Annotated in this window: 15 protein-coding genes and 1 tRNA gene; 7 read left to right on the forward strand and 9 right to left on the reverse strand. The window is 68.7% G+C overall.

The genetic code is table 11. The features are described 5' to 3' along the window. Together G531_RS0111940 and G531_RS0111945 are read right to left on the reverse strand one after the other, a co-directional pair. Positions 1-267, reverse strand: a 267-nt coding sequence (locus G531_RS0111940; protein WP_026927433.1) for a heavy-metal-associated domain-containing protein, incomplete at its 3' end; no start/stop codon positions are given. Positions 268-838: 571 nt separating this feature from the next. Further along, positions 839-1,759: a hypothetical protein gene (locus tag G531_RS0111945; RefSeq protein WP_026927434.1), complete on the reverse strand. Its 921-nt coding sequence runs from the start codon at positions 1,757-1,759 to the stop codon at positions 839-841. Between the two features lie 453 nt (positions 1,760-2,212). Here G531_RS0111945 and G531_RS22215 point away from each other — a divergent pair, with 453 nt between their 5' ends. Genes G531_RS22215 through G531_RS0111965 form a run of 3 tightly spaced genes read left to right on the forward strand, consistent with a single transcriptional unit; the run spans position 2,213 to position 3,012 of the window. Beyond that, the gene (locus G531_RS22215; RefSeq protein WP_051215414.1) at positions 2,213-2,470 is read left to right on the forward strand and encodes a hypothetical protein; all 258 of its coding nucleotides are present in this window, start codon (positions 2,213-2,215) and stop codon (positions 2,468-2,470) included. Positions 2,471-2,483: 13 nt separating this feature from the next. Continuing rightward, the gene (locus tag G531_RS26135; protein ID WP_162143174.1) at positions 2,484-2,639 is read left to right on the forward strand and encodes a hypothetical protein; all 156 of its coding nucleotides are present in this window, start codon (positions 2,484-2,486) and stop codon (positions 2,637-2,639) included. Then, the gene (locus tag G531_RS0111965) at positions 2,608-3,012 is read left to right on the forward strand and encodes a type II toxin-antitoxin system death-on-curing family toxin (protein WP_051215415.1); all 405 of its coding nucleotides are present in this window, start codon (positions 2,608-2,610) and stop codon (positions 3,010-3,012) included. The genes G531_RS26135 and G531_RS0111965 overlap by 32 nt, the downstream gene beginning before the upstream one ends. A gap of 204 nt (positions 3,013-3,216) precedes the next feature. Here the strand turns inward: G531_RS0111965 and G531_RS0111970 are convergent. Beyond that, positions 3,217-3,293: transfer RNA gene (locus tag G531_RS0111970), tRNA-Pro, on the reverse strand. Between the two features lie 401 nt (positions 3,294-3,694). Here G531_RS0111970 and G531_RS25235 point away from each other — a divergent pair. Both G531_RS25235 and G531_RS0111980 read left to right on the forward strand, forming a co-directional pair. Next, positions 3,695-3,910, forward strand: a complete 216-nt coding sequence (locus tag G531_RS25235) for a DUF6767 domain-containing protein (protein WP_081684077.1) — start codon at positions 3,695-3,697, stop codon at positions 3,908-3,910. A 26-nt stretch (positions 3,911-3,936) separates the two neighbouring features. Beyond that, positions 3,937-5,268 (forward strand): hypothetical protein, encoded by a 1,332-nt coding sequence (locus G531_RS0111980; RefSeq protein ID WP_145978684.1) that lies wholly within the window; start codon positions 3,937-3,939, stop codon positions 5,266-5,268. Here the strand turns inward: G531_RS0111980 and G531_RS0111985 are convergent. Continuing rightward, entirely contained in the window at positions 5,258-5,821 is a 564-nt protein-coding gene (locus tag G531_RS0111985; RefSeq protein ID WP_026927436.1) for a hypothetical protein, read from the reverse strand. The two genes, G531_RS0111980 and G531_RS0111985, sit on opposite strands and share 11 nt — an antisense overlap. After that, entirely contained in the window at positions 5,818-6,054 is a 237-nt protein-coding gene (locus G531_RS0111990) for a hypothetical protein (RefSeq protein ID WP_051215416.1), read from the reverse strand. Before G531_RS0111990 ends, G531_RS0111985 begins: the two co-directional genes overlap by 4 nt. 158 nt (positions 6,055-6,212) lie before the next feature. Here G531_RS0111990 and G531_RS26140 point away from each other — a divergent pair, with 158 nt between their 5' ends. Both G531_RS26140 and G531_RS0112000 read left to right on the forward strand, forming a co-directional pair. Continuing rightward, entirely contained in the window at positions 6,213-6,728 is a 516-nt protein-coding gene (locus G531_RS26140; protein WP_051215426.1) for a DUF1269 domain-containing protein, read from the forward strand. 5 nt (positions 6,729-6,733) lie between these two features. Further along, positions 6,734-9,232, forward strand: a complete 2,499-nt coding sequence (locus G531_RS0112000; RefSeq protein WP_026927438.1) for a P-type ATPase actuator domain-containing protein — start codon at positions 6,734-6,736, stop codon at positions 9,230-9,232. On the opposite strand, the gene G531_RS22225 is transcribed toward G531_RS0112000, so the two are convergent. From G531_RS22225 to G531_RS0112020, 4 genes are all read right to left on the reverse strand, one after another. Then, on the reverse strand, positions 9,177-9,596 hold the full coding sequence (locus G531_RS22225) for an META domain-containing protein (protein ID WP_026927439.1): 420 nt from the start codon (positions 9,594-9,596) through the stop codon (positions 9,177-9,179). The two genes, G531_RS0112000 and G531_RS22225, sit on opposite strands and share 56 nt — an antisense overlap. A 20-nt stretch (positions 9,597-9,616) precedes the next feature. Beyond that, positions 9,617-10,171 carry a hypothetical protein gene (locus tag G531_RS0112010; protein WP_026927440.1) on the reverse strand — a complete coding sequence of 185 codons (555 nt, stop codon included), beginning with the start codon at positions 10,169-10,171 and terminating at the stop codon, positions 9,617-9,619. Beyond that, positions 10,168-10,785, reverse strand: a complete 618-nt coding sequence (locus G531_RS0112015) for a hypothetical protein (RefSeq protein ID WP_026927441.1) — start codon at positions 10,783-10,785, stop codon at positions 10,168-10,170. The genes G531_RS0112010 and G531_RS0112015 overlap by 4 nt, the downstream gene beginning before the upstream one ends. A gap of 838 nt (positions 10,786-11,623) precedes the next feature. After that, positions 11,624-13,672 (reverse strand): glycoside hydrolase family 3 protein, encoded by a 2,049-nt coding sequence (locus G531_RS0112020; RefSeq protein ID WP_026927442.1) that lies wholly within the window; start codon positions 13,670-13,672, stop codon positions 11,624-11,626. Between the last annotated feature and the right edge of the window lie 82 nt (positions 13,673-13,754).

Below are 13,754 nucleotides of genomic sequence, written 5' to 3' on the forward strand. Positions count from 1 at the left end.
CTTCGTGATGGCGGCACGGACCTCGTCGGGATCCACCGGACCGGTCACGGTGACCGTGGAGACGCCGCCGGAGGTCAGGTCGACCTCCACCGCCGTGGCCCCGTGTACGGCCGCTACCTGCTTCGTCACCGAGGCAACACAGTGCCCGCAGGTCAGCCCTCCCACCCGGTACGTCGTGGTGCCGGTCGCGGGCGTGGTGGTGCTTCGGATTTCCTGCAGACCGGTGGCGCGATCGGGGGTGCAGCAGGCGCAGCCTCCGGTAGCCATCGGTAGCAGTGTGCGCGTGGTGTTCGTCATAGGTGGTCTCCTTGATGAATCGGTGAGGGCGGTTCTTTCGCTAAGAGCATACCCCTTAGGGGTATATCACGTTTCGATGGCGGCGGACCCCAGATGGCCGTGCCTGCCCCGATCCCGGCCCTGATCCTCCCGGGAGGTCCGCGAGATCCGGCTCGTCATGGGCCTGAGCACCCTGCGGCTGGCACAGATCCTGGGGACACTCCGGCGGGGGAGCGGGTGGCCACCGACCGGTCCACGTCCCACCGGCCGGCGAGCCGGCGGCAGGTGCGCCTGGACGACTGGATCGACTGCGAGAACCTGGGTATGCCGGGCTGCTGGCCGGTCCTGGTGCAGCCCGGGCCGAGAGTGACGCGTGGCGCGTAGCTCGGGCGGAGGCGGTGGAGGCAGCGCGGGTGGAGCGCAGCCCTTCGTGTGGGTCGCTGCGGCAGCTTTGACCACCACAGATTGCGGGGCCCGGGTCAGCGGTGCGCCTGACGGCTCCTCTCCGGAAGATGGACGCCTCTATCCGGAAATGGAAGTGCACAAAAAGCCTGATGCCCCGTCATGCATTGGGCAGCAGGGGCCACTGGAACAGCCGCACCAGGAGATCGAAGGGATGTATCCAGTGGAAGGCTGTGCCTTCGAGTTGCACGTCGAACCGCACTTCCAACTCGGCCCAGATGGGAAGGCCCCCGAGGATGCTGGGAAGCACGACCGCCGGCATGGCTTGAAAGCCCGGCAACGTGAATTCCACGAAACGATGCGAATTCTCCTCATTGAAAACCGGTTGAACGTCGGTCGCCTCCCCGATAACGGTCGGTACCGGACCCGGGGACCCAAAAGCGTTCTGGACCAGTGTCTGCCTACGAATCATCCAACATTTGCTCCAGTAGTCACCATCGAACACACCAGAGTCACCGGTGTAACCCCCGAGCCGTCCGAATAGCTCGACGTGGGGGGCGGACACCCATCGCCCGGTGGAACTGGGTGGAATCCGGTCGTGGGAAATACTGTAGAGGCTTTTCACGCCGTAATGAAAAAACTGCAAAGAGCCGCTGTCGGATGTCTTCTTACCGGTGTAGTGAAGGCCGTCCGCCTGTTCGCTTACGCCATAAGGAGAGGTGCAGGATGTGGTGTAGGACGCAAACCAGAAGGTGGTGTCCACCGGTGCCGGAGGGCCGAAGTCAAGCGGGAATCGATGAAAGGAGGGGATGAACTCGGAGGCCTTATGGGTCCGTATCCGCTGCATCTCCGCCCGCCTGAGTCGGGCAGCCCTTTCCCTCAGTTCACGCGCATCAGAATCCGATCGGGTGAAGATCTGGAACTGGATATCTCGATCACCTTCAGTGGGCCGGGTGAGCCTGGTCAACTCCTGGGTCTCAGTGATCGCGGCCGTGCGTTCCGCCTCGATCCGGGCGAATGTTTCCGCCACCTCTGGCGGAACCGATTGGTGTGGATTGATGTGGATCTGCTGATCGGTCATGGATCCCCCGAGGCTCGCTCACGCCGATTTGTCAGCGTTTCCCGCCCGCCGTCAAGCTGGCGATCCGCGCAACAGTGAGCCTACGCTCGGCGCCGATCACGGGCAACAGTGCAATAGATATTCGGCCTATTCGGCATATTCGGCCCAGGCCATTACGGTTTCCGCTGGATGTCGTGCGGGCCTCCACCATCTTGGTGCATCCGCCCAGCCGGCCGGCCCGGTGCCGGAGCCCGGGTTTCAGCGGCCGCCGATGGGGAGGGCACTGCGGTCACAGGCCCATGCCCTGGTGCGCGCGATCGGCCTCCGGGTGGAGACGCCCGCCGATTTCGACCGGCGCGGCACGGAGAGTGACCCCCGGCGTCATGGGACGACGAGAACGGAGGCAGGTTCGATCCGTGGCCCGTGCCCGCCTCCCCGGGGTAGCGTGGTCTGTACCCGTGCAAAGGAGCACCGATGGCTGAGCAACTCGATTTTCTCAACGGCGTGAGCAAGCTGCACGCCATGTACACCGAGCAGGTCCGGATGCTCGCCCATGCCCACGGCATGTCGAATGAGCAGGCCGCGATCCTGTTGGACCAGTTCGGCTACTACAACGTGGCCCGGCAGATTCTGGTCGAGCCGCGGCACGACGTGACCAGGGACGGACTGGCCGAGATCGTCCGGGACGAGACTGTGCACAACCCGAAAGCGCACGACGAGGGCACTGCCTAGGGCGGGAGAAGGCGTGGATCCGTCCGACGTATCCCGCTCCATGCAAGATGTCGCGCGGCAGGCAGTCCGCGAGTACATCGAGAACCACAGCCGGGCCGATCTGCTTGATCAGGTGCTGGACCAGGAGTTGCCGCGCTATGCCGAAGCGCTGGAGCGACTCGGCCAGTGATCTACCTGACCTGTCCGAGTTGATGCATGTCGCTCACCGGATGCTGGGCCCCGAGGTGCCGGTGAGAGATCCAGGCTTGTTGCAGTCAGCGCTGGCGCGTCCGCAGACCACCGCCTTCGGAGCAGATGCCTACAGCACCTTGGAGGACAAGGCGGCGGCGTTCCTGCACTCCCTTGCGCGCAACCGTGCCCTGGTAGATGGGGACAAGCGACTCGCTCTGGCGGGGACGATTGCATTTCTGGGTGTCAATGGGCGCAGGCTCACCCTGACCAACGATCAGGCCTACGAGCTGGTGATGGCGGTCTCAACGGGGAAACTCGACGAGATCCCCGAAATCGCTCTCCGGATCAAGCGCGGCAGCCGACCCTGGTAGCTGCCCTCGATCCGTGACGAAACTCTTCCAGGACGGCGTGTCTTGAGGGAGCTTGCACAAGCCCGCACGCGCATGAGCACACTGGTCCGGGCCCGACACCGTGTGGTGTCGGGGCCTGCTGCTGAACTTGCGGTCACATCGGTCCGGTCGGGACCTCTCTCACCACGTCGGTGACCGCGTCTCCGCTGGTCAACCAACGGATTTTGGTCGGGCTGACAGGATTTGAACCTGCGACCCCTTGACCCCCAGTCAAGTGCGCTACCAAGCTGCGCTACAGCCCGCCATGGCCATCTCTGGCCACCCGGAGACTCTACACGATCACGGCCACCGGCGCACATCGACGCGTTGACTCATCCAGGATGCCCGCGTGGAGCGCTTCGTTGCCTCATCTCAACGTGCCCGCTGGAGTGACTTCCGGAGCTGTTCGGGAGGATCGAGCTTCGGTTCGGTCAGGCAGCGTCACCGTTGGGTACGCAGCTTCGGTGCGCCGTGACGCTGGTTCACCGAAACTGACGTTGGGTGGATGCGGTGAAGCTCGGTCCGGGGGCTGCGGCATCGGACCACCCGGCCCGCCCCTGGCCATGCTCATCAGCCAGCAGGATCGGCCCGATTGACCCATCTCACAGTCAGCCAGCGCCCTCCCGGCTCGGGGGATCCGGCCACCCGGATCTAGAATTGGGACATGAAGCGCCCGGAACCCAAGTGCCCCATTCGCCTCGGCGAATCGTGCAGCCTGTGTTACCCCGGAGCGAGCGGTCCCGAGGACTGCGGGTTGGTCTGGCTGGTCCGCGAGGACCCCGAGCTGATGGAACAACTCAATGAGTTGCGCCGCGAGCAGCAGGCCGAGACCCGCGCACGGAAGGACGCCGCCCACTCGGTAGCCACCTCGGCGCACTGAACCCCGCACCGGGTTATCGTTCCCCGGTGCGCAGGCTCCAGGAATTCGCCGTTCTGCCGGTGCGGACCGTACGGCTGTGGCTGTCCTACCTGCCCCAACTGGTGTCGATCTTCCTGATCGGCTGGATCATCCGTACGCTCGGCACCAACGCCGCTGTCACCATCGGGCAGGCCAACCGGGTCCTGGCCACCCTGCTGTACGTGGTCGGTGTGGTGGCCCAGGTCCTCGCGATGATCGCGATGATCCGACTGCTCAAGCCCGGGCTACGAATGGACCGGCTCACGGCGGGGGAGCGGCGCCCCGGCGTACCCGCTGAGGCCCTGCGGACCGAGCCGCTCGTCGACGTCCTCCTGCTCTCGATCGGACCGTTCCTCGCGGTGTACGCGGTCTGGAAGCTGATCGACGCCTGGGTCAGCGACCTGTTCCTGTGGAATATCGCACTCAAACCCGACCTGCGCGCCCAGGATGCCTGGTCCATCTCCACCGACGCCGGTCAACTGCCGCTGTTCCTCGCGATCGGAGGCAGCGCCTTCATCCTGCGGATCGCCTACCAATTCCTCACCCGCGGCCGCCGCAACCCCTGGATCCGCCTGCCGCTGGTGGTGCTGGAGAGCCTGTGGGCGTTCTGCCTGTTCCTGATCACGCTGATCGGGGTCGACCAGTTGAAGACCTGGCTGCAGACCCGCGCGGTGACCCGCTGGCTCCAGGTCGGCTGGCAGGGCTTCCTGGACCGGTTGCCGGATCTCACGCTCCCGTTCGGGCTGACGCTTCCCGCCGCGGTCGCCGAAGCAACCGGCTGGATCTGGGAAACGCTGCTCCCGGCGGTCTGGAACAGTTTCGCCCTGCCGCTGGCGTGGCTGGCCCTGGCCGCGACCGTGCTCGGCTGGCGCCATTTCCGCGTACGCGACGTGGTGACCGGTCGGCTGTCCGAACGGATCGACCGCTTCACCCCGACCTCCACGGCGGGCCGCTCGTTGCTCCGGGTCGGCAGCGTCCTCGGCGCCGACCTGCGCGACAAGTACGTCCCGGTCCTGCACGCGCTGAGTCTGATCCGGCGCGCCGGGCCGATCCTGCTGGGTGCCTTCATCGTCTGGTACGCCGTGCTCACCACCGGGCAGAGCCTGCTGCACCAACTGACCGTGGCGTGGTTCGGCCCCGGGGAGACCGACCGCTTCGTCGCGTTCATGCAGTGGGCCCAGCTGCCGTCCGAACTCCTCTGCCAGACCCTGCTGCCGGCGCTGCTGGTCACGACCCTCGACCGGGGCCTGAATCACCTCGCCGCCGAACCCGCCGAGGCACCCAGCGACCCCGAACCCGCGCTGACCCGAGCCCCGGCCGCCCGACCCGCTAGGTCGTGAACCGCCAGGACCGGCTCACCGGACGCTGCCCCTCGGTCACCACGACCTCGACGCTCAGTCCGGCCTCATCGCTGGGCCGGATCTCGTAGACCTGGGTGAGCGCGTACTGCCGGCCGGCCTCGATCGGGCGCACCACCGCGGTGCACCCGCCGACACTCCCGTCCGGGAGTTGCAGCCCCACCGCCGACGGGCCGATCTGCTCGTCGCGCCCATTGCGTACCGCCACGTCACAGGACAGGATGTCGGCATAGTTGTCCGCCGCGATGGATCGCGTCGGCTCGAGGGTCAGCTGCACCCGGGCCAGGCGCAGCCCGTCGATCCCGCGGACCGGCGCCCCACCGATGCCGGGCAACTCGTCGGACACCGCGACCCCGTCCACCCGCAGCCGGAATCCGTAGGCACTCAGGTCGGCCCATTCCCCGACCCGACTGGTTCCGATCACCCGTTCCTGCTGCCAGCGTCCACCGGCCACCGCACCCATCCCGACTGCGAGCAGGATCGCCACCAGCAGCAGTGCCCCGGCAACCAGCCAAGGGCGCCGCGACCGGCTCACTTGCGGCGGCGCAGCGCGAACCCGGTCAGCAGCCCGGCCAGGAACACCGCGGTCAGCATGATCCAGTGCGGGGCGGTAAAGGTCGCCGCGACGATGTGGAAGGTGGCCGGCTGCCGGTTCTGGGCGATGAACGCGATCGCCAGCACTGCGATGACGAGTCCGATCCAGAAGCGTGGGCTGGTCAGCAGGGCCTTGACGATACTGCGATTCTCCTCGGTCTTCGACCTGCTCATGACTGCCTCTCCGAAGGTGCGCCGACCGCACGGCGCGCTCGGTCCATTGTCCTCCCCCAGCCTCCTGCACTGAGGGTCACCTGCGCCAGCTGCCGCGCCCGGGGTGGCTAGGCTGAAGCCCTCAGTTGCAGGGGCAACTGGAAGATCGGGGGATCACTGTGTCAGAACTCATCATCATCGGCTACGACGACCACGAGACCGCCGAAAAGGCGTACCACCGGGTCCAGCAACTCCAGCACGACTTCGTCGTCGAACTGTCCGGCCTGGCCGTGGTCCGCGTCGACGAGGACGGCAAGCGGCATGTCGACACTCCCGGCAGCCTGGTCGGGGTCTCGGCCGCCTCCGGTGCCACCTGGGGCCTGCTGTTCGGGCTGATCTTCCTCACCCCGGGGGTGGGCCTGCTCCTGGGCGGGCTCTGGGGCGCGCTGCTGGGCAGGATCGGCAAGTCCGGGATCGATCGAGCCTTCAGCGAACGGGTCACCGGCATGCTCGGCAACGGCAAAGCCGCGCTGGTGCTGATGGCCACCAAACTCACCGAGGACAAGTTCAATGCCGGGATCGCCGAGTTCGGTGGTCAGGTGCTGAAGACCTCGCTGTCCGAGGCCGACGAGAAGGAACTGCAGCAGATGCTCGGCGTCCACGACAACGCCGCGACTGCCACCGAACCGAGCTGACCCAGGTGCCCGGCCTGACCGCGGCCGAGGCCGCGGCCAGGTTGGCCGCCGGCGACGGCAATACCACGGAGCTGAAGCAGCAGGTCGAGCGGCCCCGGCTGCGGAGCATCTTCACGATCTTCCAGCTGAACCTGCTCGGCCTGGTCGGCATCCAGCTCCTGCTGGGCGCTCCGATCGGTGCCCTGATCACGCTCGTCCTGGCGTTGGTGAGCATCGGGATCCGCGTCGGCAAGGAGGAGTACGCCCAGCGCCGCGTGGATCTCCTCGAGCAACGCATGCGTCCACGGGCCACCGTCATCCGCGACAACCGAGAGAGCAATATCGACGCCGACCGCATCGTGCTCGGCGACCTGGTCGTGATCGGACCCGGCGACCAGCTCCAGGTGGACGGCCCGGTGCTGGCCGGCGGCCCCCTGGTCATCGACAGTTCCGCGGTGACCGGGGAGCGCGCACCGCACCGGGCCCAGCCCGGCGATCTGCTGCTGGCCGGGAGCACCTGCCTGGCCGGACGCGGCACCATGCGCGCCGAGCGGGTGGGGGCGCACCGATCGACCCACGCCCGCGGTGCCCGTCGCCCCGCGCCGACCCGGCAACCGACCCCGCTGGAGCACCTGGTGGCCCGGATCCTGTTCGTGCTGCTGCTGGTGGTCGTGGGCTACGTCGCGATCCTGCTGGCCAAGTTCTTCCGGCTGGACGTGGGTACCCCGGGGGACGCACTGGTCGATGCCGCCCCGGTGGTGTTCAGCCTGCTGCCGACCGGGCTGTACCTGATGATCATTCACACCTACACGACCGGGACCGCGGAGCTGGCCCGGTCCGGCGCCCTGGTCCGCAGCGCCCGTTCGGTGGAGTCCCTGGCCGAGTCGAACGTCGTGTGCTTCACCGATGTCGGGATGCTGGCCGGGACCGCCGCGGAGATCGTGCCGGTTCCCGGGCACGACAATGATCCGGACTGGCCCTCGAGTTCGCAGCAGCGGCGGCTGGTCGGTGACCTGGCCCGGAACCTGCCCGAGCCGACGCCGCTGGCCACCATGATCGCCGACGCGTTCGACGGTGTCTCCCGGCCGGTACGCTTCTCCGCCGGTGCGCTGCTCCGGGACGGCTGGACGGCGCTGGCGTACGCGGGGGAGAGCGATCCCGACCTGTACGTGCTGGCCCGGCGCAGCGTCCTGGAACCCCTGCTCTCCGATGCCGAGGCGGCCCGGATCGCCGATGATTCCCCGGATCCGGCCGGTGTTGCGGCGGCCGACCGGTTGGTGCTGGCAGTGGCGCGCGCCGCAGCCGGTGACCCCGACTGGTCGGCGCGGCTCACCGGGCCGGACGGTACGCCGACGCTCCCGACCGGCCTGCTCCCGATCTGTGCGGTGGAGATCCGGCGCCGGATCCATCCCGACGCGCTCGAGGTGATCGCCGACTGGGTCGCCACCGGCGTCCGGATCAAGGTCTTCGCCGCCGGGGAACCGGACCAGGTGCTGGCGACATTGCGGGAAGCAGGACTGTCCCCGGCTGCCGAGGCCGACCTGCTTGCCGAGGGCGGCCTGTCCCGCGCGGCGTACGAGGCGCTGCCGCCGGAGCAGCGGGCCGAGGCGGTCGCCCGGCACCGATTGTTCGGCGGGTTCCGCCCCGACCAGGTCGCCGAGGTGGTCCGGACCCTGCGGAAGGCCGGCCGCCACGTCACCGTGGTCGGCGACGGGCTGACCGATCTGCCCGCCCTGCAGCAGGCCGATCTCGCGGTGACCCAGCCGGCCAGTACGCAGGCCGCGCTCGGGGCCGCCGACATCGTGCTGCTCAGCGATTCCCCGGCCGCGCTGCTCACGGTGCAACGCAAGGGGCAGGCGATGGTGCGCGGGCTGCTCGACATCCTGAAACTGAATCTGACCCTGGTGGTCTGCTCCGCGCTGCTCATTCTGGCGGTCCGGCTGCTCGATATCGGGTTCCCGTACCGGTCCGGCCAGGGGACGGTGATCTCCCTGCTGGCGGTCACCATCCCGTCGATCCTGCTGCCGCTGTGGACACCGCCCGGGGCGGTCGACCGGGACCGGCATCTGCGGGATCTGACTCGTTTCGTGCTCCCCACGGGGGTGAGTCTGGCCCTGGTCGCGACGGTGGTGTATCTGCTCGGCTATCGGTGGTCCGGCGACCGGTCAGTGGCCCAGTCGGCGGTGATGTACACGCTGCTGTACTGCGGGCTGCTGCTCTCGGTGCTGATTCATCCCCCGCACCGGGCCGGTGTTCGGGCGCAGTGGCGTCCGGTGATCATGACGGTCGCCCTGGCGGTGCTCGGCACCCTGCTGCCGCTGTCGGTCACCGCGCGGTTCTTCTGGTCGGTCCAATTCCTGCCCGGCCCGGCGGAGTATCTGCTCGTCGCGGTGGCGGTGGTGGGGTGGCTGGGCCTCGTCCTGGGCCTGGGGCGGTTGCTCCGGCTTCCGGGCCTGTCCGGGGCTGCGGTCAGGCGGTGGCGACGAAGGCAGCCAGCGCGTGGCCGGACCCGTCCAGCAGGGTGAGCCGGTCCCCGTCGAGGCGGTACGCGCGGGCGTCCCGCACGGCGGCCAGATAGGCGTACTCCTGGTCCATCACCGGGCCGTCACAGGCCATCAGGGTGGTCGCCAGCGCGTCCGACACCGAGATCGTGCCCACGCCCAGGGCCACCGGGCCGAAGTACCGGTTGCAGCCGGCCGACCCGGAGATCTGCTCGGTGGTGAACGCCGCGGTGATGCTGGTTCCGGCCACCGGGGGAGCCTGGTGCAACTCGGTCAACTCCCAGGAGGTGCCGGGCAACTGCGGCCCCGCGGCGGGCTGGGCGGTGTCGGCCCACCCGGTCAGCAGCAGCGCGGCCAGCACCGCCGAATACATCGGTCCGGACCGCATCGCGCGCCTCCTCGCCGGGCTCAGCGCCCCGCTTCGTACGTCGGTTCCTCGATCGTAACCGGGCCGGCCGCCGGGGGCACCGGGTCGGGCAGCACGAAGGTCGGGGCATCGCGGACCGGCACGATGCCGCCCGCCGCGTTCGAGCGTACGCTGAACCGCGCCCCGCGCAGTTTCGCGGCGGGTACCTCGAACACCGCCTGCGCCACGGCGGCCTGGGCGACCGGCACCTGCACCGATCCGGCCGGCAGCCCGATCCGGGTCACCGGGTCGTAGCGCTTCCCCTCGGCGGTGGTGATCCGGGGCAGCCCGGTCAGCAGGCGCTGGTGCGGCTGCACCCAATAGGTGACCACCAGGAACGGCTCCCAGGACTGCTGGGTGGCCCCGCTCGGAGTGCCCACCTCGGTCGCGGCGACCACTTGGAGCAGCCGGGCATCCAGCCGTGGGGTCCGTGCGATGCCGTCGGCCCCGGGCCCGGCCGGCCGGTCGATTTCGGTACCCTCCGGGCGCAGTGTCGCGATCCACCCGGCCAGGACCAGGCACAGCGCCAGGACGACGAACCCACCCAGCCGCTTCATCGGCGCACCTGCGCGGTCAGCGGGACCCGGGCCTTCGGGGGGAGTTGCGCTTTCAACTCACCGAGGCGCGCGAAGTCGTCGTCCGGTTTGCGCTGATCGAGGACCAGCACGTCGATCGCGTACGGGCCCCGGCCGTCGGGGACATAGTCGTTCGCGGCGAACTTGAACACGCACCCGGCGTTGGTCGCGACGTCCGGGTCGAACTTCGCTGCCTCCAGCGGGGCCCGGACGTGCCCGCAGGTGCTGATCCCGAGGGCGCGTCCGCCCGGCATCCGGACGATCATCACCTGCGGAGTCAGCGACGGGTGCGATGCGGTCAGTTTGCTGGTGATCGTGGCCAGCACCACCAGGTCCACCGGGGTCCCGGCCTGGGAGCGGACGTACGCCGAGCCGATGCGGATGTCCCAGCCCTTGGTCCGGATGAGTTGCCCCGGCGCCACGATCGGTCCCGGGTACGCCGAGGCCCGTCGGAACCCTCCCGCGGCGGTGATCACGGCGAGCAGCACCAGCGCCACGCCGGCCACGATCACCCAGCCGAGCAACCGGCCGCGTACCCCGAGCGCTGGCAGCGGAACCGGTCCGGCCGAGCGTCGCGGCGGGTCGTCGGGCTGCATGGGCGTCAGCCTAAGCAGCGATCGGTTCAGCCGTGGCTGTTGCTCGGATTCGGCGACGGTTGTGCCGGCCCCGGGTTCCCGCGACCACGTGGTGGTGGCGATCGGGCTTCCCGCGACAGCGACGGCGGCGCCCCGACTGCGACAGCAACACGGGCGCCGGGGCTTCCCGCGACAGCAACAGCGGCTCAGCGCATGGCCCGATCCTGGGCATCAGCGGTACCAGCCGGGTGCAGCCCGATTCCATGGCCCGGGGCCGTGGACCCGATGATCCAGGCCCCGGACGCCGAGGCGAGGGTTGCAGCGGGCCGAACAGCGGGCTGCTGGGAGTTCGTGCCCCAGGCGGAGGCTCACCCGGCGTCGCTCCGGGCACCCAGCGTCACAGCGGGCAACCCAGCTTCTGGGCGCCGTGAAGCTAGGTGGCCTTGGGTGACGCTGCGTTGGCCCGGTGGCCGCTGCCCTGCGAGGTCACTTCCTCCCCGCTGCTGGTGCAGCAGGTGCGGGAGCCCTACGGTCCGCGGGATGGACTTGACTGTCGCGGGAACGCCGGTGCCGGAACTCTCCGTCGCGAGAACGACGGTGCCCGGACCTGAGATCGCGGCCAGCGATACTTCCGGTTTCCCCGCGACACAAGGTGTACTTCCGCGACAGCAACAGCTGCGCCCCGGCTTCCCGCGATGACTACCGCGGCTCAGCGATGCCACTTCCTTCCCGCTGCTGGTGCAGCAGATGCGGGAAGCGTTACGGCCTGCGGGATGGGCGTACGTATCGCGGGAACGCCGGTGCCCGAACCATCCATCGCGGGAAGGCCCCCGCGTACCCCGCGAGCGACCGAACCCGCTCAGGCGTCGTAGCGCAACCCGAACCCGCTGACGTACCGGTTCCCGGCCGCGTCGACATACACGTACGGGCGACCGTCCATGTACTTCTCCTTGTCGAAGCCGGGCACATCGTTCGGGGACGCACACCGCCCGTTCTCGTCGACCGCGAGCGCCGCCTGGTTGATCGGCAGGGTCAGCGGCAGGCTGCCGGTGGGGGAGTTGCCACCCACCAACGTGTCGAACAGCACCTCCGCCCGGGTGTCGAAGCCGGCGATCAGGCCGTCGGCCAGCGGCTCGATCGTCCCCGGCAACCACGCCATCACCAGGTTCAGCGCCACCGCGACCGTGCCCACCTGCTCGCGGATCGCCCGGATCTTGGCCAGGTTCACATGGGAGTGCTCGTCGATGGTCAGATCGTTCAGCCCGGTGAACTCGAAGTACGCCCCGGTGAACGGCTTCACGATCAGAATGGCCGCGTCCGCATCCCGGTAGTCGGTGGTGAAGGTGAGTTCCGGATGCTGCTGGGCCACCAGGTCGCGGAAGGCGTCCAGTTCAGCGACCAGCAGATCCTGCTGGAACAACTCGACGTAGACCTTGCTGCCGGCCAGCTTGGCGGCGGTCAACGGCAGCAGGGGACCCTCCGCCGCGTCGACCCGCGGGCCGTTCTTGAGCAGCACGATCGAACGCCGATGGGCCTCCAGCGCCTGCGCCTCGAAGTCGGCGTTCGCGACCACGGCATCAGCCTGCTCCGGATCGACGTACGGATTGTCGAACAGGCCGAGGGCGAACATGTCGGTCAGCAGCCGGGTGGCGGCCTCGTTCAGCCGGTCCTCGGGGAACAGGCCGCGCACGTACGCCTCCCGGATCGAGGCGACATCGTTGGTGTCGGCGATGATGTCGGTCCCCACCGAGATCGCCACCCCGGCCCGCTCCACGGTGGACAGGTCCTCCACGCCCCAGGCCATCTTCGACAGAATCCCGGAGTCGGAGTTGACGTACCCGGTGAACCCCATCGAACGCAGCAGATCCTGCACCTCCCGGTTGAACGCGAAGCCGACCTCCTCGAACTCGACCAGGCGCCCCTGCGGCACGTGCGACTTCTCCTTCGACGGGGCCGCGTAGTACGGCATGATGCTGGAGGTCCCGGCATCGACGGCGGCCTGGAACGGCGGCAGGTGGTACGCCTCGAAGGAGCCCTCGGTCGGGTAGATGTTGAACCGCCCCTCCCGGTAATGCGGATCCATCCCGTTCTCCCGGGCCCCGCCGCCGGGGAAGTGTTTGGTGGTCAGCGCGACCCCCTCGCGGCCCAGCCCTTCGGCCCCCTGGAAGCCCCGGATCACCGTTCGGGTGGCCTCGGCGATGAACTGCGGATTCTCCCCGAAGGTGCCGTAGCTGCGGAACCAGCGCGGATCGGTGACGGTGTCGGCCATGTACATGTAGCCCTTGCGCAACCCGCTGGCCACCCACTCCTGCCGGGAGCAGTCCGCGAACCGACCGATCAGATCCAGGTCACCGGACGCCGCCAGGCCAAGGGTGCCCGGCCACTGGGTGAAGTCCTTGTCCTCGGCCGAGGCGCCCATCTTGAACCCGCCGTACTCGTTCTTCGAGTTCGCCGCGACCACGACCGGGATCCCCCAGCGGGTGCCCTCGGCCACCTCGTTCATCGCGTTCACCCAGTTCGCGATCCGGGATCCGGTCGGCGTCTCGCGCATGATGAAGTGCCGCATGTGCATTTCGGTGATCTGCTGGGTGGTGCCCTCATAGGGCAGCCCGGCGGAGTTGTGCGGGTCGTTCTTGATCCGGTGATACTGCTCGTCGAGCAGGCCGTCATGGCTGGTCTGCGCCGGGTCGTGCTGAGAGATGCCCATCGAGCGGGAGTTGATCACCATCAGGCCGATCTTCTCCTCCGGCGACATCCGGGCGACCAGGTCGGCCGCCCGTTCACCGGGCTCGCGGCGCCAGTCCTCGTAGGGGGTCAGTTGCCCGTCGCCGTCCAGATCCCGGAATTGCAGTCCGTCCACCTCGATGATCGGCTTCACTCGGGCTTCCACAGCCACCTGATCGGTCATGTCGCCACCTCTCACATCGCGAGCGGCCCCTGTGCCCCCGCCGTTCACCTGAGCGTAACCAGCCGCTTCCCGCGGCGGCACG

Origin of the sequence: Granulicoccus phenolivorans DSM 17626 = NBRC 107789 = JCM 15570 (genome assembly GCF_000423085.1) — a bacterium.
GTDB classification, from domain to species: Bacteria; Actinomycetota; Actinomycetes; order Propionibacteriales; family Propionibacteriaceae; genus Granulicoccus; species Granulicoccus phenolivorans.